The organism is Laedolimicola sp., assembly GCF_051972735.1.
GTDB lineage: Bacteria > Bacillota > Clostridia > Lachnospirales > Lachnospiraceae > Laedolimicola > Laedolimicola intestinihominis.
In genome coordinates, this window is the sequence record NZ_JBOKYU010000001.1 from 132,759 (window position 1) to 150,800 (window position 18,042).

Below are 18,042 nucleotides of genomic sequence, written 5' to 3' on the forward strand. Positions count from 1 at the left end.
TGTACTCCTCTCGTATGCCGATTACTTGGATCTCTGGATCTCAAGTACCTTGTATTCAATCTCTCCTGCCTGTGTCTCAACCTTGATGGTATCGCCTACGCGTGCGCCAATCAGAGCCTTTCCTACCGGAGACTCATTGGAAATCTTACCGTTCAGGCTGTTTGCCTCAGAGGAACCTACCAGCTTGAACTCCTCTTCCTCGTCGTATTCCACATCCAGAACCTTTACCACGCAGCCTACGCTGATCTTGTCCAGATCCACCTCGTCCTCTACGACGACTTCTGCGTTCTTCAGGATCTTCTCGATCTGCTCGATTCTGGCCTCGATGTCACGCTGCTCGTCCTTGGCTGCGTCGTACTCGGCGTTCTCGGACAGGTCGCCCTGCTCTCTTGCCTCTTTGATCTTCTGTGCGATCTCTTTTCTCTGCACTACCTTCAGATCCTGGAGCTCGTCCTCCAGCTTTTTCAGTCCCTCATAAGTCAGCAAATTTTTCTTCTCGCTCATTTTTTACATCCTTCCTGGTTCTTATCTATTCCATTATATCTTTTTCTGTCGCATTTATTCCTGTCGATGCTCTGGAAAATGGGACAAACGGCACTGACCCACCTTCAGAATATCCACGATATTATACACTCAAAGGCGCTGATTGTCAATCGCTTTCCGTGGCTGCTTATGGCTTTTTCCTTGCAACTTTTCCCTTACATTTCCTGTAAAAGCTCTTCCATTTCCTGAAGACTCTCTACGCTGTTAATCTTTCCCCTGAGCTTTGCGGAACCGGGCAGTCCTGTAGTGTACCAGGAAATGTGTTTCCGCATCTCCCGGATGCCCGTGTAATCGCCCTTGCATGCTACCTGCATCCGCGCGTGGCGGAACATCATGGCTTTGATCTCTTCCCCGGATGGTTTGTCCAGGAGCTTTCCGGTCTCCAGATACTCTGCCACCCGATGAAACAGCCAGGGATTGCCTCTGGCAGCCCGGCCAATCATGACGCCGTCGCAGCCGGTGCTATCAAGCAGTGCCTTTGCCTTCTCCGGGCTGTCCACATCCCCATTTCCGATAACGGGAATGGATACGGCCTCTTTCACCTGCCGGATAATCTCCCAGTCCGCCGTTCCCGAGTAGAATTGCTCCCGGGTGCGGCCATGGACCGCCACCGCCGCCGCGCCGCTGGCCTCGGCGATCTTCGCAATCTCCACCGCATTCACATGATCGTCGTCGAAACCCTTCCGGAATTTCACGGTCAGGGGCTTTTTGATCGCCCGGGACACCTTCGTGATAATCTCCTCGATAAGCTTCGGGTTTTTCATCAGAGCCGATCCCTCTCCGTTACCCACGATTTTCGGCACCGGACAGCCCATATTGATGTCCAGAATGTCGAAGGGCTTGTCCTCAATCTGCGCGGCAATCTCCGCCATCAGGTCCGGCTCGGAGCCGAAAAGCTGTAAGGACACCGGATGCTCCCGGTCATTGATTTCCATCAGCCTCTCGGTGTTGCGATTGTGATAGGCGATAGCCTTGGCGCTGACCATTTCCATGCACACCAGTCCCGCGCCCTGTTCCCGGCATAACAGACGAAAAGGCAGGTCACTTACCCCTGCCATCGGCGCCAGTATCACCGGATTCGGAAGCTCCACGCTTCCTATCTTTAGCTTTCCCATGAAAAAATTTCCTTTTTATAAAATAAAATCCTGCCCGACAGGCTTCTGTCTTACGCCCGGCGCTTTTTCTCATGCCTGCGCTTATTTTTGCGGGTATAGGCCGCCTCCTGCTTCCGAAGCTTCCAGAAAAATACGCCGCTGACCGCCAGACAAATGATAATAGCGCCTATCCACAGCACATACACTACCTTCATAAACGACAGTCCCGTCACAAAACTCTCGCCTGCAAATTCACCCAGATACCAGTGCCAGTCCGCCGCAATCAGTGCCAGCAGCACACCAATATACAGGAAGGTCTGGGCACGCTTCTCACTTTTACTCATCCTGCTTTTTCACCTCAGTGGGCACAGCCGCTTTCTTTTTGCTTAAGACAAAGAAAAAGACCGCTCCAAACACAAACATAAATATGGCAATAAACTGGGACGTGGACAGTACGCCCACGCTTCCCCTCTCCAGATCTCCCCGGAAATACTCCAGCACAAAACGACCGGCGCTGTAAAGCATAAAGAAAAGTCCCGTCACCTGCCCGTCATGTTTTTTCCATTTTTTTACAAAGTAAAGTAAAATGAAAAAATGAAGGAAATCCAGTCCGCTAGAAATAATCTGGGTCGGGATCAACGGCACACCGTTGGGGGCGTAAGCGGAATTGTGGAAGGTAATCGCGAACGCGCTGTCCGTCTCCTGCCCGTAGCAGCAGCCTGCCAGCAGGCATCCGATGCGGCCAAATCCCTGGGCCAGTGCCACGGAAGGCAGCGCCAGATCCAGATACGACAGCAGATTCATTTTCCAGATATGGCAGTAAAGCACGATGCCGATAAAGCCGCCGATGAGCGCGCCGTAAATCACAAAGCCCTCCAGCAAATCCCGGTATAAAAGGCTCGGATCCGCGAAAATCTGAGGTAAAATCGTAATATAATACAAAATCTTACCGCCCAGAATTCCGCCGATGACCGCCCAGATGGTCATGCCGAAGACCCTCTCATCGTTAAGGCCTATTTTCCGTGCCCGGTATTCCGCCAGGCAGTAGGCTGAGAAAATACCGATGGCAATCATCAGGCCGTAGCCATACACCGTAAACGGTCCGATTTTCAAAAGTTCATTATGCATGTTCTGTCTCCTCATTTAAAAAGAATACGCGGTAAAACATTTCCAGAGAAGCCAGAAGCTCTTCCTTGTCTCTCCGCAGTTCCTTGATTTGCAGGCTGCTTCCGATCTCATCGAAGAAGAAATCGTCCTCATGGCTGGATACCCGGAAGACCAGCGTGCCGTCCGGAGCGAATTCCAGAAGCAGGATGCCACCTACCTGGTTTACAAAGAGCACGCACATGATTTTCAGCTCGTCCTTGATGGGCGCAGGCAACGCTGCAAACTGCTCGTTAAAAAAGTATTTTTCCTCGTAGGAATTGGCTCCGCAGAGGACTGTATTTTCCTGTTCCATATTTTCTCCCATTTTATACATACCCATACACGCCGCGCACTGATACCTCACCGGCATAAATCTCATCCACCCGGCCGTTCTCCCGGCGCACCAGAAGTTCGCCCTGGCTGTTTATGCCCAGAGCCAGTCCCGTATATTCATTGCCCGGTTCCAGCACCCGCACTTCCCGGTTCCGGTTGACCAGCAGCCGGTTATATTCGTCAATCAGAAGGCTCAGATCCTCCGTCCGCTCAAAAAGCGCGTAATATTTTTCAAAATATTTCATACAAAGGGCGATCAGCTCCGCACGCCGAAAATTATGGCCTGCTGCCAGTCTCAGAGACGTCGCCTGATCCAGTTCTTTTGGAAATTTCTGGGTGTTCACATTGATGCCCGTACCGATGACTACATAATGGATGCAGTCCATCTCCGTACTCATTTCCGTCAGGGTTCCGGAGACCTTTTTGCCTTTCAGCACCACATCGTTGGGCCATTTAATCCCGGCTGATTCGCCGCCCATCAGCTCATTGATGGCATCTGCCACCGCCATACCCATGACCAGCGTCAGCATGGACGCATGCTCCGGATGGATATCCGGTCGCAGTAAAAGGCTCATATAGATGGCCTCTCCCGGCGGGGAATCCCAGGCACGTCCCCGGCGCCCCCGACCCTTCGTCTGCTGATCTGAGCAGACCAATGTCCCGTCGGGCGCATTCTGCTCTGCCAGCAGCTTCGCCTGAATATTCGTGGAATCCGTATCTGCGAAGCAAACCAGGCTCTTCCCCATCTTCTCCGTATGGAGATAACTGCGAATCTCCGCCTCGGTCATGGCGTCCGGCGACGTCAGAAGACAGTACCCCCGATTCGGCACACTGTCAATCTCATAGCCCTCTTCTTTTAATTTGCTGACTGCCTTCCAGATGGCAGTCCGGGACACGGAAAACCGGTCGCACAACTCCTGCCCGGATACATAGCCGCCTCTCTCCCGAAGTGCAGCCAAAACCTCGTCCTTTATCATAAAAACCACATCCAGATGATATTGAATATCAGTGCCACGGCCATCAGCCCCGCGAAAATCGAGCAGATGTAGCCGGTCACCTTTTTATTTTTTGCCAGTTCCATAATGCCCGTCACCGCCGACATAACTGCTCCCAACAGAAAGGCGAGGGGAATCAGCATTCCCCCCTTACTGCCAAATAAAATCAGGATAGCCAGAATCAGCACCGCGCAGGCCAGGACCATGGAAATCATTTTCCAGTAATAATAAGGATCCCTGCTCACATGGCTTGCTTTTTTCATGCTTAAGCCCCCAGTGTAGCTGCCATAACCGCCTTGATGGTGTGCATACGGTTTTCCGCCTCGTCAAAGACTACGGACTGGGCGGACTCGAATACCTCGTCGGTACACTCCATCTCGGTGATGCCGAATTTTTCCTGAATCTGCTTGCCAATCTTTGTCTTCAAATCGTGGAACGCCGGCAGGCAATGAGTGAAGATAGCCTGGGCTCCCGCATTGTCCATGACCTTTTTATTGACCTGATAGGGCATCAGCTCGCGGATGCGGCTCTCCCATACCTCGTCGGGCTCTCCCATGGATACCCATACATCGGTATAAATGACGTCGGCGCCCTTTGTACCGCTCATAACGTCCTCGGTCAGGGTAATGGTCGCTCCGGTCTCTTTTGCCACGCCTTCACAGTAAGCTACAAGCTCCGCATTCGGGAAATAATTCTTCGGCGCGCAGGCGGTAAAGTGCATACCCATCTTTGCACAGGCGATCATCAGGGAATTGCCCATATTGTAGCGGGCATCTCCCATATATACCAGCTTTACGCCCTTCAGATGGCCCAGATGCTCCTTGACTGTCAACAGGGTTGCCAGCATCTGTGTGGGATGATATTCGTTGGTCAGGCCGTTCCATACCGGTACGTCAGAGTATTTCGCCAGCTCCTCTACGATCTCCTGTCCGAAACCGCGGTACTCGATGCCGTCAAACATGCGGCTTAAGACCCGCGCGGTATCCGCGATGCTTTCTTTCTTGCCAATCTGAGAACCTGACGGATCCAGATAGGTGGTTCCCATGCCCATATCGTGAGCCGCCACTTCAAAGGCACAGCGGGTACGGGTGCTGGTCTTCTCGAAAATCAGCGCCACGTTTTTGCCGCGCATATCGCGCTCTACAATACCGGCCTTCTTGCGGGTCTTCAGGCTGGCCGCCAAATCCACCAGATACTCAATCTCCTCCGGAGTAAAATCCTTCAATGTCAGAAAATCGCGTCCCTTTAAATCCATTTCTTTTGTCCTCCACCAACGTCTGAATTCATACTTATTTTACTGTTCACATTCACTATTCCGAGAGGTTCCTGTGAACAAAGTGAACAGTAACAATCAGGCTGCTGGCCCAAAATATTCGGACCGCAGCCTTTTATTCTTCGTAAAAATCAGTTTTCCTTTGCTACCTCTGCCACAGCCTTCACCATACCGGCCAGTCCCTGAATATCGGACGGGATGATAATCTTGGTAGCCTGGCCGTCTGCCGCCTTGGCAAATGCCTCCAGGCTCTTCAGCTGCAGTACCGCGCTGTCTGCAGATGCCTCTTTGAGCATCTTCAGGCCGTCCGCGTTCGCCTGCTGTACTTTCAGGATAGCCTGCGCCTGACCTTCCGCCTCACGGATGGTCGCTTCCTTCTTCGCCTCTGCCCGAAGGATGGCTGCCTGCTTCTCTGCCTCTGCATCCAGGATCGCGGATTCCTTCTGTCCTTCCGCTACCAGAATCGTAGACTTTTTCTCACCTTCAGCGCGAAGGATCGCCTCACGGCGCTCTCGCTCTGCCTTCATCTGCTTCTCCATAGCGTCCTGGATAGCAGCCGGCGGGATGATGTTCTTAAGCTCTACTCTGTTTACCTTGATGCCCCAGGGGTCTGTGGCGATGTCCAGAGACGCGCGCATCTTGGTATTGATAACCTCGCGGGACGTCAGAGTCTGATCCAGCTCCAGGTCTCCGATGATATTACGAAGGGTAGTCGCTGTCAGATTTTCGATAGCCATAATCGGATTCTCCACGCCGTAGGCGAACAGCTTCGGATCGGTAATCTGGAAAAATACAACTGTATCGATTCGCATGGTTACGTTATCCTTGGTGATAACAGGCTGGGGAGCAAAGTCTACTACCTGCTCCTTTAAGGTCACGCGCTTCGCCACACGGTCAATGAACGGCGCCTTGAAATGAATTCCCACACCCCAGGTTCCCATGTACGCGCCCAGACGTTCGATAACCAGCGCCTGCGCCTGGGGAACAATCTTGATGCAGGAAGCAATAATCATCAGAATAAATAATACAAGTACCAGTACTAAAATAGTTCCTACAAAATTTGGCATAATCAGCCCTCCTTCTTCTTTCTCACAATCAGCTTCACGCCCTCTACGGCTATGATTTCCACAGGGACATCCCCGGAAATGACTTCGGAATCATTTTCTGTCCGCGCCGTCCAGGTCAGGCCATTTACAAGAACCTCTCCACGCCCTTCCAGATTGTGAATTTCAGCTGTTACCACAGCGGTTTTTCCAATCAGGCTGTCCACATTGGTCTTCTCCTGTTTCTGGCTGTTGAAAAACCGGAGCGCCCAGGGTCTGGTTCCGAACAGCAGCACCAGAGACACCACGCAGAACACTGCCCACTGGATCACAGGCGGGACGTCCAGCATTGCGAGAACAAACGCTGCCAGCGCCCCTCCGGCAAACCAGATGGTGGTCAGGCCCAGCGTAATAATCTCAATCACAACCAGTACAATCAGTAATATCAGCCAATACATGGCATCCATCGCTTCGCACTCCCCTTTCTGTTGCGATTTGTAACCCCGAAAACTGCTTTCCTGCGGGGTTTACCTATTGCTTATCATACTATAGTTTCCCCTTTTGCACAAGAAAAATTATTATTAAGAATTCTGAAAGGGGCCGCCGCGTTTCCCGCGGCAGCCCCTGCCTGATTTTTCTTATCCTTTAGTAGAATACGTGATTTCCGATCACAATATGATCGCCGCTGACCGGAGAAGCCGCGTTCTTGAAATGCGTAAAGCTTCCCACCGTGGTGTAACCGTTGATAGCTTCCTGCGCCGCCTGACGACAGCTGGCCTTCGGATTGCTTAAGTATCTTCCTATGCTTCCGTTGCTGACCACGCCAAACTGACCCGGCGCGTAAATAGCTGCCAGAATACTGCTGTAGCGGCCGCTGCGCACACGGTTCATGACCACCGCGCCTACGGCTACCTGGCCTTCATAGGGCTGATTGCCGGCCTCCGCCTGAATCAGGGCTGCCAGAAGGGTAACCTCGTCGCCATTGGCCTGCATGGCAGTGAGCTGCTGCTTCAGCTTCTCCCGCTTCTCCTCAGCCTCTTTCTTCTCGATCTCTTCCATGGTCATGGCTTCGCCCAACTCATAATTCACATCCACAAACTCTGCGGAAACGAAACCTGTCTTATCCTCCGCGTACTGCACCTGTACCCATTCGTCCTGCTGCTCGATAACCGTAAGCTTCGCGCCCTCTTCCACGTTTTTCAGAATCTTCGCTTCCGTGCTTGCCTCGGAACGAATCCGAAGTCCGCCGGTCAGGGAAGTCGCTGTCAGTGTGGCAGCCTCCTGGGATGCCTCGTAGGCATCCTGGCCGAAATGCAGGTATTCATTGCTCACATAGCCTTCCACGTTACCGGACTTCACTTTTGTCCAGCCGTCCTCTGTCTGCTCGATGATCATGCCGCCGTCACCCTTAAACATCCGGCCAATGGCCTTGGAATCCGCATTTGGCTCCTGACGGACCGTCACATAATCCTCTACATTGGCGAGAACCTTTTCTCCCCACTCATCCTCTATCTGCAGTGCTTCAAAATCTTCGCTTGTCAGATCCGCCATAACGGACTCGATACCTGCTGATGTCTCAACCTCCAGGTTATCAAAGCCGCAGCCCAGAACCCAGACGAAAACTAATGCCAAAAACAGAGGTATCTTTTTGCTGATTGCGTTCATAAAAACCTCCTGTAAGTCTTAATTGCAATGATGCGAGCTGTTGATATTTAACATTTTTATGTCACATATTACAATTATTATTACAAATGTTACATTTCTGTTACGAGAGGTATTGTAGCAGAGCAAACCGTATTTGTCAATAATTTAGCCAATTCTAACTGAAAACCGACTATGATTCCCCTCATCCAAAAGAATGAAATTGCGTGCAGTCATTCAAGTGTCACCCATTTTTCCGAATTAGCATATGTTATATTGTTTTGTATAGGAATATACGACGGTGAAGGCGAAGCTTTTGAAATAGGACGGACGAAGGTTCGGGCAGCCGGGGCGGCAAAAATTTTCCAGACTCATCCCAAACTAGGGATTCGCTTAGGAAAGTTTTTGCCGCCCCGGCTGCCCGAACCTTCTGGTTTTCTATTTATCGTCTCTGACGATAGGCTTCGTACATAAGGATGGCCGACGCCACACCTGCGTTCAGGGACTCCAGCTGGCCCTCCATGGGGATTCGAATCAGGGCGTCTGCCTGTTCGGTCAATTCATCCGTCAGGCCGTTTCCTTCATTTCCGATGAGGAAGGCGGTACCGCTCTGGTAGTTCTCCTGGTCGTAGAAGTTCGCACCCTTCAGGTGCGCTGCGTAGGAGCAGATCCCGTGCTTTTTCAATACTTTCACTGTCTGGCACAGATCTTCTGTATACAAGGTCGGAACCCGATATACGGAACCCATCGTAGACCGGATCGTCTTCGGATTATACAGATCCACGCAGCCCTTGCTTAAGATCACGCCGGTCACGCCCGCGCCCTCTGCCGTCCTGAGAATTGTTCCCAGATTGCCGGGATCCTGCAGGTTCTCAAGGAGCAGTAACAACGGCTTTTCCGCCTTCAAAAATGCATCAAGCGAGCTTTCCTGCTGCCGCACGATACAGAGCACGCCCTGGGGCGTCTGGGTATCGCTGACGGTCTTGAATACATGGTCGTCCAGAATCTCATAATCCAGCTTTTCCGCCTGAATCCGTCTGGTAAGCGCTTCTCTATGCTTTTCATAGAAGCTTTCTGAAAAATAGGCTTTCTCAAGCCGCTCCCTTGGAGCCTCCCGGAACATTTTCGGGCCCTCTACAAGGAATACACCCCGCTCGTCCCGGAGTTTTCTTTTTTTATTCAACTGAACCAGCAGTTTTACCTGCTGGTTCGCCGTACTTGTTATCATATAGTTAATATCTCCTAACAGTGCTTGGACAGGTCTTTTGCCACCTGATACTGGTACGGATCGATGCCCTTTACCATGGCAAGCGCCTCGTCGATATCGAAATCCTGGAAACGTCCGTGCTGGTACCCTACTACGCGGTTGGTCTTGCCCTCGCAGAGCAGGTCTGCTGCCATGGCTCCCATCATGGATGCGTAAACACGATCTTTGCAGGTGGGGCTTCCGCCTCGCTGCATGTGACCCAGAATGGTGGCTCTGGTCTCGATGCCGGTGGCCGCTTCAATGCGGCGGGCCATACTGGTGGAATGTCCGACGCCCTCGGCATTTACAATGATGTGATGCTTTTTGCCGCGCTTCCGGTTGGCGATAATGTTGTTGATGATCTTCTGCTCGTCGTAGTCGTAATTCTCCGGAAGCAGAATATCCTCAGCGCCGTTGGCGATGCCGCACCACAGGGCGATATAGCCTGCGTTACGTCCCATAACCTCGATGATGCTGCAGCGCTCATGGGATGTAGAGGTATCACGTACCTTATCAATGGCTTCCATGGCTGTATTCACTGCTGTATCGAAGCCGATGGTGTACTCGGTACAGGAGATATCCAGGTCGATGGTGCCCGGTACGCCGATGGTATTGATGCCTAAGGCCGCCAGCTTCTGGGCTCCACGGAAGGAACCGTCTCCGCCGATGACTACGATGCCGTCGATGCCGTGCTTCCGGCAGATCTCCGCGCCGCGCTTCTGGCCTTCCTCGGTCATGAATTCCTTACAGCGGGAAGTGAACAGCATTGTACCGCCGCGCTCAATGGTGTTGGATACATCATTTGCGGACATATCTATAATCTCTTCGTCCAGAAGTCCGGTATAGCCTTTGAGAATTCCTTTTACCTGTTTGCCGTTTACCAGTGCTTTACGTACTACAGCGCGGACTGCCGCGTTCATACCCGGCGCATCGCCGCCGCTTGTCAGTACTCCGATGGTTTTAATCTCTTTTGCCATAATGATTCCTCCTCGCGTCCGTCCGGGTTCTCATCTCCTGGACTGTTACTGCCAATCATTTTATAACATCCTTGAATGTGATTTTACTTCATCCGCCTTATATTTTCAATACGTTTCTCTACAACTTTTACATTTCCTTTACCGAAACTTTTTTCCAATTTTCCAATCAACTCCGGATCTGCGTTTACATTTCGTCCTGCAGGAAGACGCTTCACGCTCTTCTCTTCCGCCGCGTAAAGCACCACCGGATCTTTTCCGTCGCTGTCGGCAAGCATCGTCAGCAGCTCCTGCTCCCGTTCCAGACAGGACGCCTGATTTGGGAACTGAATCCACAGCTCTTTTCTGCCTGCGTCAAAAGGAATGATCCGGTCGCAGATAAGCTTACCCGCCCGGTCGTCGCCCACGTCCGCATGGCCGCTGATGAAGATCTTCGCATCCTCCTGCAGTACCTCGCCGCTTCGCTCATACACATTCGGAAATACGACTACTTCCACCGTACCCAGCAGATCCTCGATCTGCAGGAAGGCCATGACCTTATTGTTCTTGGTGTATTTGATGGTTTTGCCGGTAATCATGCCGCCGATGACGACGGATTCCCCGTCATGCACCTTCGCAGCTCCGCTCTCCTCATCCAGGGCAAAATCCGTGGTCACCGCTGTAATGTTCTTCTTCCAGCGATCCATATATTCCTCCAGCGGATGGCCGCTGACATAGACGCCCAGCACCTCTTTTTCAAAGGAAAGCATGAGCTCCTTGGGGTACTCGTCCACATCGGGCAGTTTGGCCTGGAAGCTCTCCTTTTCCTCCTCGCCCACCAGGTCAAAAAGGGAAAGCTGGCCGGTCATCATGTTCTTCTGGCTCTGGGCCACGCCATCCATGATCCCTGCGTAGGCTATCATAAACTGCTGCCGGTTGCCGCCGAGGCTGTCTAAAGCGCCCGCCTTAATCAGGTTCTCCACTACACGCTTATTCACATCCTTGCCGCCCATGCGCTCAATGAAATCTGTCAGGCTCTTAAAACGTCCGCCAAGCTTCCGCTCCTCAATGATGGATTCCACCACCGGACGGCCAATGCTCTTGATCGCGCATAGCGCAAAACGGATCGCGCCGTCGGACACGGAAAAACGGGCCTCCCCCTCGTTGATATCCGGGGGCAGAATATCGATGCCCATCTGGCGGCAGGTCAGGATGTATTCGGATACCTTTCCCGAGTTATCAATGACAGAGGTCATCAATGCCGCCATGAATTCCACCGGATAATAATATTTCAGCCAGGCCGTCTGATAGGCCACCACCGCATAAGCTGCCGCGTGGGACTTGTTGAAGGCATACTTGGCAAAATCAATCATTTCATCATAAATCTTCTGGGCTGTCTGCTCTGGAATGCCGTTTGCGATACAGCCCGGCACGCCCTCCTCCGGATTTCCAAAGACGAAATTCTGCCGTTCCTTCTCCATGACGGAAGCCTTTTTCTTGGACATGGCACGACGTACCAGGTCGCTTCGTCCCAGGGTATAACCTGCCAGCTTCTGTACGATCTGCATAACCTGCTCTTGGTAGACAATGCAGCCGTACGTGGGCTTTAAGATCTCCTCCAACTGAGGGCAGTCGTAGGTGATGCTCTCCGGGTGATCCTTACCCTTGATGTACTGGGGAATGAAGTCCATGGGTCCCGGACGGTACAGGGAAATTCCGGCAATGACGTCCTCCATGCTCTTTGGCTTCAGTTCCTTCATGAATCCCTTCATGCCGCTGCTTTCCAGCTGGAACACGCCGTCGGTCTTACCGGTTCCAAGGGAAGCGTAAACCGCCGGGTCGTCATAATCTATTTTATCAATGTCTATCGTCTGTCCGGTTCGCTCGGACGCCATACGGGCCGCGTCCTGAATGACCGTCAGGGTACGCAGGCCCAGAAAATCCATTTTCAGAAGGCCCAGCTCTTCCAGGGTAGTCATGACAAACTGAGTGGTGATGGAACCGTCGGAGGCCCGGGACAGGGGTACATATTCGTCCACGGATTTCTGGCTGATAACGACGCCCGCCGCGTGCATGGATGTGTGTCTCGGAAGTCCCTCCAGACGCATGGACATGTCGATGAGCTCCTGCACCTGCGGGTCATTTTCGTAGCTCTTCCGAAGCTCCGGATTCATTTTCAGGGCTTTTTCCAGAGTGATATTCAGCTCCTGGGGCACCATTTTCGCGATGGAATCCACAAAATTGTACGGCAGATCCATAACACGGCCCACGTCCCGGATGACGCCCCGGGCCGCCATGGTACCAAAGGTTACGATCTGTACTACCCGGTCCTTGCCGTATTTGCGGACCACATAGTCGATGACCTCCTGACGACGCTCAAAGCAGAAATCCACGTCGATATCAGGCATGGACACACGCTCCGGATTCAGAAAACGCTCGAACAGCAGCTGATAGCGCATGGGGTCGATGTTGGTGATTCCCATGGTATAGGAAACGATGCTTCCGGCTGCGGATCCCCGCCCCGGGCCTACCGCTATGCCGTGCTCTCTGGCATAATGGATGAAGTCCCAGACGATCAGGAAATAATCTACATAGCCCATCTTCTGAATGACGCCAAGCTCGTAGGTCAGACGGTCGCGCATGGTGCCGTCGTCATTGGGATAGCGCTCTGACAGGCCGTCGAAGCACAGCTTGTTCAGGTATTCCCAGGAAGTGTAGCCCTCGGGCACATCGTATTTCGGCAGCTTGGTGACGCCGAACTCGATTTCCACATTGCAGCGCTCGGCGATTTTACCCGTATTCTCCAATGCATCCTTCGCATAAGGAAACAGAGCATCCATCTCCTCGGGAGACTTCACATAATACTGGCCGCCCTCGTAGCGCATACGATCCTCGTCCGCCAGCTTTTTGCCGGTCTGGATACAGAGCAGAATGTCGTGGGGCTTCACGTCCCTGGCATAGGTATAGTGGCAGTCGTTGGTGGCTACCAACGGAATATCCAGCTCCCGGCTCATGCGAAGCAACGCCTGATTGACCGTCTTCTGCTCAGGAATGCCGTGATCCTGCAACTCCAGAAAATAATTTCCTTTTCCGAAAACTGCTTCATACTTTAATGCGGATTTTTTTGCCTCGTCGTAGAGTCCCTTCTGGATGTACCGGGGTACTTCGCCTGCCAGGCAGGCAGACAGGGCGATGATTCCCTCGTGGAATTCCTGCAGTACCTCCATGTCCACACGGGGCTTATAATAGAAGCCTTCCACGTAACCCCGGGACACGATTTTCATCAGGTTGGCGTAGCCCTGGTTGTTCTCGGCCAGCAGCACCAGATGATAATAGCGGTCGTCGCCGCCGGTGGTCTCCTTGTCGAACCGGGAGTTGGGAGCTACGTAGACCTCGCAGCCCAGGATGGGCTTGATCCCCTCCGCCCGGGCCGCCCGATAGAAGTCGATGACGCCGAACATGGCTCCGTGGTCGGTAATAGCTGCGGCAGTCATGCCCAGCTTCTTCACCTGGGCCACGTATTCTTTTATTTTATTGGAGCCGTCCAGAAGGCTGTATTCTGTATGGGTGTGTAAATGTACAAATGACATGGAGTCTCCTTTATCCCAGTTTTTTACAGATCTCGTTTAAAATCTCATGGGCAGTTTCTTCTTTCGAAAGCAGCGGAAGCTCACGCTCCCCGTCCTTCGTCAGCACGGTCACGCAGTTCGTATCCCCACCGAAGCCCGCGCCTGCCTTTCTGAGACTGTTGGCGCAGATGAGATCACAGTTCTTACTCTCCAGCTTCTTCTTCGCGTTCTGAAGCAGATCTTCCGTCTCCATGGCGAAGCCGCAGAGCACCTGGCTTTCCCGCTTGTGCCCGCCCAGATATTTCAGAATAGCCCGGGTTCTGGTCAGCTCAATGGAAAGTCCGCCCTCGGCCTTCTTGATTTTATGGTCTGCGGTCGTCACCGGCGTATAATCCGCCACGGCAGCGGCCTTGATAATCACATCGGATTCTTCCGCGCGCTCTTTCACGGCCTCAAACATATCCTGTGCCGAAGTCACACGCACTACGTTCACCAGAAGGGGGACTTCTGCCTCGGTGTGTCCGGCTACGACGGTCACATCAGCACCACGCAGCATGGCCGCATGAGCCAGCGCAAAGCCCATTTTCCCGGTGGAATGGTTGGTGATAAAACGCACCGGGTCGATGGCTTCCCGGGTCGCCCCCGCGGTTACCAGCACCTTTTTTCCCGCCAGATCCTTCTCACAGGCGATTTCCTTTAAAATATATTCCAGCAGCAGTCTTTCATCGGGCATCCGACCGTCGCCGCTGTCGCCGTTGGCCAGCATACCGGTCTCCGGCGGGATGATTTCGTAGCCGAAGCGGGCCAGCTTTTCGATATTATCCTGGACGATGGGGTTGTGGTACATGTTGTGATTCATGGCCGGAGAAATGATTTTCTTACAGGGGCAGGCCATGACTGTGGTGGTCAGCATGTCGTCGGCAATGCCGTTCGCGATTTTGCCGATCACATTGGCGGAAGCCGGAGCCACCAGCACCACGTCCGCCTGCTTAGCCAACGCCACATGCTCCACATTATACTGGAAATTCCGGTCGAAGGTGTCGATCAGGCACTTATTGCCGGTGAGCTGCTCGAAGGTCAGCGGCGTGATAAATTCCGTGGCGTTCTTCGTCATCAAAACCTGTACGTTGGCGCCCAGTTTTTTCAGCATACGCGCCAGATTTACAATTTTATACGCAGCGATACTGCCGGTCACGGCCAGCACCGCGGTCTTTCCTTTTAAGGTTTTATTATCAAATGTCATCGTATTTCCTCCCAGTTTATTCCCCTTGATTATATGGGAATTTCGCATTTTTTTCAATACAAAGGCCCCTGAACTTTTTATTTGCTTGAATCCGCTCATTTCCTATGCTATCATTAGCCCGTAATTGTATTGTATCCCCGCTTGGGGAATAATAACAAGGAGGAAAACTGAATATGAAAACATCTACCAAAACACGGCAGCTAACCGTTCTCGGACTGCTGACCGGCATCTTACTTCTGATGGCTTATACGCCTCTGGGATACCTGAACATCGGGCCTCTGGCTATCTCGTTCAACGTGATCCCTGTCGCACTGGCTGCCATTACCCTGGGACCTGCAGGCGGAGCTGCCGCGGGAGCCGTATTCGGACTGACCAGCTTCTTACAGTGCATCGGTGTGGGCGGAGTGAGCTCCATGGGAGTCGTCCTTTTCGGAATTAACCCTGTACTGGCTTTTATCCAGCGCTTTGTACCCCGTCTTCTGGACGGTCTGCTGCTGGGATATATCTTCCGCGGTGTAAAGAAGGCTTCGAACGCGCGTCTTAGCTGCTTCGTTACCGGCTTCTTTTCCGCATTTTTAAATACGCTGTTTTTCATGACCGCACTTGTGGTTCTCTTCGGTAATACCGAATACATGCAGGGCCTCATCGGCGGCAAGAATATCATTCTTTTCGTATGCGGCTTTGTAGGAATCAATGCTGTCTGCGAGATGCTTTCATCTACAATTATTACCGGAGCGGTAGGCTTCGCGCTTTTAAAGGCTGGCCTGGTTAACCGCGACTAATTTTCGGAAAATGATTTATTTACGGAGGAAAACATGATTCTGACCATTGATATTGGAAATACGAATATTGTCATGGGCTGTTTTCTTAAGGATCAGCTTCTCTTTCTGGAGCGTTTTTCCACGGAGCAGGATTCCACGGCCCTGGAATATGCCACCATTATCCGGGAAATGCTGGATCTGCATGAAATAAAGCCTTTCCAAATCAAAGGCGGCATCATTTCCTCCGTCGTTCCTTCTGTCACCAATACACTGAAGGAAGCGGCCGAGAAATTCACCGGCGCCCGCATGCTGGTGGTTGGACCCGGCATCAAAACCGGCATTAAGCTGGCGGTGGACGACCCTGCCCAGCAGGGCAGCGACCTGATCGTGGGTGCTGTAGCAGGCGTACACAGCTATCCGGTACCCCAGATCATCATTGACATGGGAACTGCCACCACGGTCTCTGTCATCAATAAGGACAAAGCTTATATCGGGAAAATGATTTTACCCGGCGTGGCTGTCTCCCTGAACGCCCTGTCCGGCAAGGCGGCACAGCTGCCTTATATCTCGCTGGAAAAGCCAAAGCGGCTCATCGGAAGTAACACCGTTGATTCCATGAAAAGCGGTATCCTCTATGGAAATGCCGGAGCCATGGACGGGCTGATTGATCGAATCAACGAGGAGCTAGGTGAGGAGTGCACCGTAGTAGCCACCGGCGGGCTGGCCGGGGTGATTACACCGCTGTGCAGGCATGAGATTATACTGGATGACGATCTGCTTCTGAAGGGGCTGCTGATTCTGTATTATAAGAACTGTCCGGCGTAGAAATCGGCACATCCTTTTCCCCGCCTGTCCAAAGCAGTCTGCTACAGATATCAGATAAAAAGGAGCGAATGCTGCATAGATGAGTAATCACCTATCTGGCATTCGCTCGTTTTTCTCGTTTTTTCTGATTTTTGGGCAGAAAAAACGAGGTATCCGTTCCCGCAGGAACACGTACCCCGTTCTTAATTAACCATTGATCATAAATGAAACTAATCTGTCGATGTCTTCCTTCTCGTACGCGATGATCTCAAGCTCCGGAATCTCTCCGTTGGAGAAGATGTTCGCCATAGATACATACTGGGAAAGCTTTGACTTCAGGTTCAGTCTGTCGCCCTCACCTGTAACCAGCTCAACCTTACCCTTGCAGCTGTCTACTACCTTGAAGAATTTATCGATGTCGGTAATGTTCTGTACTTTCATTCTAATTCACCCCTTTCTTCTCTTTCCCTATTATAACCGCAAAGTCCGGCTTTGGAAAGCACTATTTTTCAATTTTCATAAAATTTAACATTTTTTATACTTTTCGGCGGATACTCTTCTCGGTTATCTCTATTTTGCCCTCTTTTAAGAGTCTTCCCACCGCTCTTTTGAACGCATTTTTGCTTAAATGCAGCTCCCGCTCAATCACTTCCGGCGACGCTTTGTCTGTAAAGGGCAGAACGCCGTCAAATTCGTCGATGACAGCCAGCACAGCTTCCGCGTCTGAGTCCATCTGCAGGTAGGCTTTTTCCCGGAGACTTAAGTTCAGCTTGCCGTCCTCATGGACGCCGGTAACCCGGGCCTCCACAATGTCGCCTATTTTCGCTCCGCCATGGAAATCCTTTCGGGGCACCAGTCCGGAGTAGCGGTTATCAACAGCCACAAACGCGCCGAACTCCTCGCTTATCTCGTAGACGGTTCCTTTGACGCGGTCGTCCTTTTTATAAGGAGACTGAAGCTCCAGATACTCGTACACGTTCATGGTCGCGCAGAGACGGCTGCTCTTGTCGATATAGAGGGCCACCAGGACCTCCTGGCCCTCATGCACCCGGCGGGTCTGTTCCCGGAAGGGCAGCAGCAGATCCTTCTCCAGCCCCCAGTCCAGAAAAGCACCGATTTTGCCCACCTGAGCCACCTTCAGGACGGCCAGGCCGCCCAACTCCAGCTTTGGTTCATTTGTAGTGGAAATCAGGCGGTCTTTGGAATCCTTGTACACAAAGACCGTCAGCTTCGAACCAATCTCCGTCCCCTCCGGCACCTGCTTCTTCGGCAGCAGCACGCGCTCCTCCGCGCTCTCCTGCTCTCCGAGATAGACACCAAACTCTACTCTTTTTATTACGGTTAATTCCTGTTTCTTTCCTAATTCAATCATGTCTTTCCGTCCTCCTGTTGAAATTT

The 18,042-nt window shown here is 52.2% G+C and carries 19 protein-coding genes; 2 read left to right on the forward strand and 17 right to left on the reverse strand.

Features of this window, described 5'->3' with window-relative positions; genetic code table 11:
- Window positions 1–21 precede the first annotated feature (21 nt).
- The 15 genes from greA to coaBC all read right to left on the reverse strand — a co-directional run bounded on the left by greA (window position 22) and on the right by coaBC (window position 15,079).
- On the reverse strand, window positions 22–504 hold the full coding sequence (gene greA / locus ACTRC3_RS00595; protein WP_158362491.1) for a transcription elongation factor GreA: 483 nt from the start codon (window positions 502–504) through the stop codon (window positions 22–24).
- A gap of 194 nt (window positions 505–698) precedes the next feature.
- A complete protein-coding gene (gene dusB / locus ACTRC3_RS00600; protein WP_440320777.1) occupies window positions 699–1,658 on the reverse strand; it encodes a tRNA dihydrouridine synthase DusB in 960 nt (319 codons plus the stop codon).
- 50 nt (window positions 1,659–1,708) lie between these two features.
- Window positions 1,709–1,981, reverse strand: a complete 273-nt coding sequence (locus tag ACTRC3_RS00605; protein ID WP_440320779.1) for a hypothetical protein — start codon at window positions 1,979–1,981, stop codon at window positions 1,709–1,711.
- Window positions 1,974–2,765 carry a prolipoprotein diacylglyceryl transferase gene (locus tag ACTRC3_RS00610; RefSeq protein WP_440320781.1) on the reverse strand — a complete coding sequence of 264 codons (792 nt, stop codon included), beginning with the start codon at window positions 2,763–2,765 and terminating at the stop codon, window positions 1,974–1,976. The genes ACTRC3_RS00605 and ACTRC3_RS00610 overlap by 8 nt, the downstream gene beginning before the upstream one ends.
- Window positions 2,758–3,096, reverse strand: a complete 339-nt coding sequence (locus tag ACTRC3_RS00615; RefSeq protein WP_440320783.1) for a DUF6145 family protein — start codon at window positions 3,094–3,096, stop codon at window positions 2,758–2,760. Before ACTRC3_RS00615 ends, ACTRC3_RS00610 begins: the two co-directional genes overlap by 8 nt.
- Window positions 3,097–3,109: 13 nt before the next feature.
- Window positions 3,110–4,090 carry a biotin--[acetyl-CoA-carboxylase] ligase gene (locus ACTRC3_RS00620; protein WP_440320821.1) on the reverse strand — a complete coding sequence of 327 codons (981 nt, stop codon included), beginning with the start codon at window positions 4,088–4,090 and terminating at the stop codon, window positions 3,110–3,112.
- Window positions 4,090–4,374 (reverse strand): hypothetical protein, encoded by a 285-nt coding sequence (locus ACTRC3_RS00625; RefSeq protein WP_178037980.1) that lies wholly within the window; start codon window positions 4,372–4,374, stop codon window positions 4,090–4,092. The genes ACTRC3_RS00620 and ACTRC3_RS00625 overlap by 1 nt, the downstream gene beginning before the upstream one ends.
- A 2-nt stretch (window positions 4,375–4,376) precedes the next feature.
- Window positions 4,377–5,366, reverse strand: coding sequence for an ornithine carbamoyltransferase (gene argF, locus ACTRC3_RS00630; protein WP_178037979.1), 990 nt, complete (start codon window positions 5,364–5,366; stop codon window positions 4,377–4,379).
- A gap of 149 nt (window positions 5,367–5,515) precedes the next feature.
- Window positions 5,516–6,397 (reverse strand): SPFH domain-containing protein, encoded by an 882-nt coding sequence (locus ACTRC3_RS00635; protein WP_435391121.1) that lies wholly within the window; start codon window positions 6,395–6,397, stop codon window positions 5,516–5,518.
- 56 nt (window positions 6,398–6,453) lie between these two features.
- Complete coding sequence (locus ACTRC3_RS00640; RefSeq protein WP_440320785.1) at window positions 6,454–6,894, reverse strand: NfeD family protein; 441 nt, start codon at window positions 6,892–6,894, stop codon at window positions 6,454–6,456.
- Between the two features lie 178 nt (window positions 6,895–7,072).
- Window positions 7,073–8,092 carry a cell wall hydrolase gene (locus tag ACTRC3_RS00645; RefSeq protein ID WP_349164375.1) on the reverse strand — a complete coding sequence of 340 codons (1,020 nt, stop codon included), beginning with the start codon at window positions 8,090–8,092 and terminating at the stop codon, window positions 7,073–7,075.
- A gap of 418 nt (window positions 8,093–8,510) precedes the next feature.
- A complete protein-coding gene (locus ACTRC3_RS00650) occupies window positions 8,511–9,296 on the reverse strand; it encodes a TrmH family RNA methyltransferase (protein WP_440320787.1) in 786 nt (261 codons plus the stop codon).
- A 14-nt stretch (window positions 9,297–9,310) separates the two neighbouring features.
- Complete coding sequence (gene pfkA / locus ACTRC3_RS00655; RefSeq protein WP_178037974.1) at window positions 9,311–10,291, reverse strand: 6-phosphofructokinase; 981 nt, start codon at window positions 10,289–10,291, stop codon at window positions 9,311–9,313.
- 83 nt (window positions 10,292–10,374) lie between these two features.
- Window positions 10,375–13,857 carry a DNA polymerase III subunit alpha gene (locus tag ACTRC3_RS00660; RefSeq protein ID WP_440320789.1) on the reverse strand — a complete coding sequence of 1,161 codons (3,483 nt, stop codon included), beginning with the start codon at window positions 13,855–13,857 and terminating at the stop codon, window positions 10,375–10,377.
- A gap of 10 nt (window positions 13,858–13,867) precedes the next feature.
- A complete protein-coding gene (coaBC, locus tag ACTRC3_RS00665; RefSeq protein ID WP_440320791.1) occupies window positions 13,868–15,079 on the reverse strand; it encodes a bifunctional phosphopantothenoylcysteine decarboxylase/phosphopantothenate--cysteine ligase CoaBC in 1,212 nt (403 codons plus the stop codon).
- A 173-nt stretch (window positions 15,080–15,252) separates the two neighbouring features.
- On the opposite strand from coaBC, the gene ACTRC3_RS00670 reads away from it, so the two are divergent.
- Window positions 15,253–15,861, forward strand: a complete 609-nt coding sequence (locus ACTRC3_RS00670) for an ECF transporter S component (RefSeq protein WP_178039970.1) — start codon at window positions 15,253–15,255, stop codon at window positions 15,859–15,861.
- A gap of 33 nt (window positions 15,862–15,894) precedes the next feature.
- The gene (locus tag ACTRC3_RS00675; protein WP_349164370.1) at window positions 15,895–16,665 is read left to right on the forward strand and encodes a type III pantothenate kinase; all 771 of its coding nucleotides are present in this window, start codon (window positions 15,895–15,897) and stop codon (window positions 16,663–16,665) included.
- 186 nt (window positions 16,666–16,851) lie between these two features.
- Here ACTRC3_RS00675 and ACTRC3_RS00680 read toward each other — a convergent pair whose 3' ends face one another.
- Both ACTRC3_RS00680 and ACTRC3_RS00685 read right to left on the reverse strand, forming a co-directional pair.
- Entirely contained in the window at window positions 16,852–17,085 is a 234-nt protein-coding gene (locus ACTRC3_RS00680) for a polya polymerase (RefSeq protein WP_178039972.1), read from the reverse strand.
- Between the two features lie 94 nt (window positions 17,086–17,179).
- Window positions 17,180–18,016, reverse strand: a complete 837-nt coding sequence (locus ACTRC3_RS00685; protein WP_440320794.1) for a CvfB family protein — start codon at window positions 18,014–18,016, stop codon at window positions 17,180–17,182.
- Between the last annotated feature and the right edge of the window lie 26 nt (window positions 18,017–18,042).

Bases quoted from the DNA above. Each gene is read 5' to 3' on its own strand.
- ACTRC3_RS00660 (WP_440320789.1), bottom strand. From the start codon at position 13,857: ATGTCATTTGTACATTTACACACCCATACAGAATACAGCCTTCTGGAC.
- dusB (WP_440320777.1), bottom strand. From the start codon at position 1,658: ATGGGAAAGCTAAAGATAGGAAGCGTGGAGCTTCCGAATCCGGTGATA.
- ACTRC3_RS00625 (WP_178037980.1), bottom strand. From the start codon at position 4,374: ATGAAAAAAGCAAGCCATGTGAGCAGGGATCCTTATTATTACTGGAAA.
- ACTRC3_RS00645 (WP_349164375.1), bottom strand. From the start codon at position 8,092: ATGAACGCAATCAGCAAAAAGATACCTCTGTTTTTGGCATTAGTTTTC.
- ACTRC3_RS00615 (WP_440320783.1), bottom strand. From the start codon at position 3,096: ATGGAACAGGAAAATACAGTCCTCTGCGGAGCCAATTCCTACGAGGAA.
- coaBC (WP_440320791.1), bottom strand. From the start codon at position 15,079: ATGACATTTGATAATAAAACCTTAAAAGGAAAGACCGCGGTGCTGGCC.
- ACTRC3_RS00635 (WP_435391121.1), bottom strand. From the start codon at position 6,397: ATGATTATTGCTTCCTGCATCAAGATTGTTCCCCAGGCGCAGGCGCTG.
- ACTRC3_RS00605 (WP_440320779.1), bottom strand. From the start codon at position 1,981: ATGAGTAAAAGTGAGAAGCGTGCCCAGACCTTCCTGTATATTGGTGTG.
- ACTRC3_RS00685 (WP_440320794.1), bottom strand. From the start codon at position 18,016: ATGATTGAATTAGGAAAGAAACAGGAATTAACCGTAATAAAAAGAGTA.
- ACTRC3_RS00670 (WP_178039970.1), top strand. From the start codon at position 15,253: ATGAAAACATCTACCAAAACACGGCAGCTAACCGTTCTCGGACTGCTG.
- ACTRC3_RS00680 (WP_178039972.1), bottom strand. From the start codon at position 17,085: ATGAAAGTACAGAACATTACCGACATCGATAAATTCTTCAAGGTAGTA.
- pfkA (WP_178037974.1), bottom strand. From the start codon at position 10,291: ATGGCAAAAGAGATTAAAACCATCGGAGTACTGACAAGCGGCGGCGAT.
- ACTRC3_RS00675 (WP_349164370.1), top strand. From the start codon at position 15,895: ATGATTCTGACCATTGATATTGGAAATACGAATATTGTCATGGGCTGT.
- ACTRC3_RS00610 (WP_440320781.1), bottom strand. From the start codon at position 2,765: ATGCATAATGAACTTTTGAAAATCGGACCGTTTACGGTGTATGGCTAC.
- argF (WP_178037979.1), bottom strand. From the start codon at position 5,366: ATGGATTTAAAGGGACGCGATTTTCTGACATTGAAGGATTTTACTCCG.
- greA (WP_158362491.1), bottom strand. From the start codon at position 504: ATGAGCGAGAAGAAAAATTTGCTGACTTATGAGGGACTGAAAAAGCTG.
- ACTRC3_RS00640 (WP_440320785.1), bottom strand. From the start codon at position 6,894: ATGGATGCCATGTATTGGCTGATATTACTGATTGTACTGGTTGTGATT.
- ACTRC3_RS00650 (WP_440320787.1), bottom strand. From the start codon at position 9,296: ATGATAACAAGTACGGCGAACCAGCAGGTAAAACTGCTGGTTCAGTTG.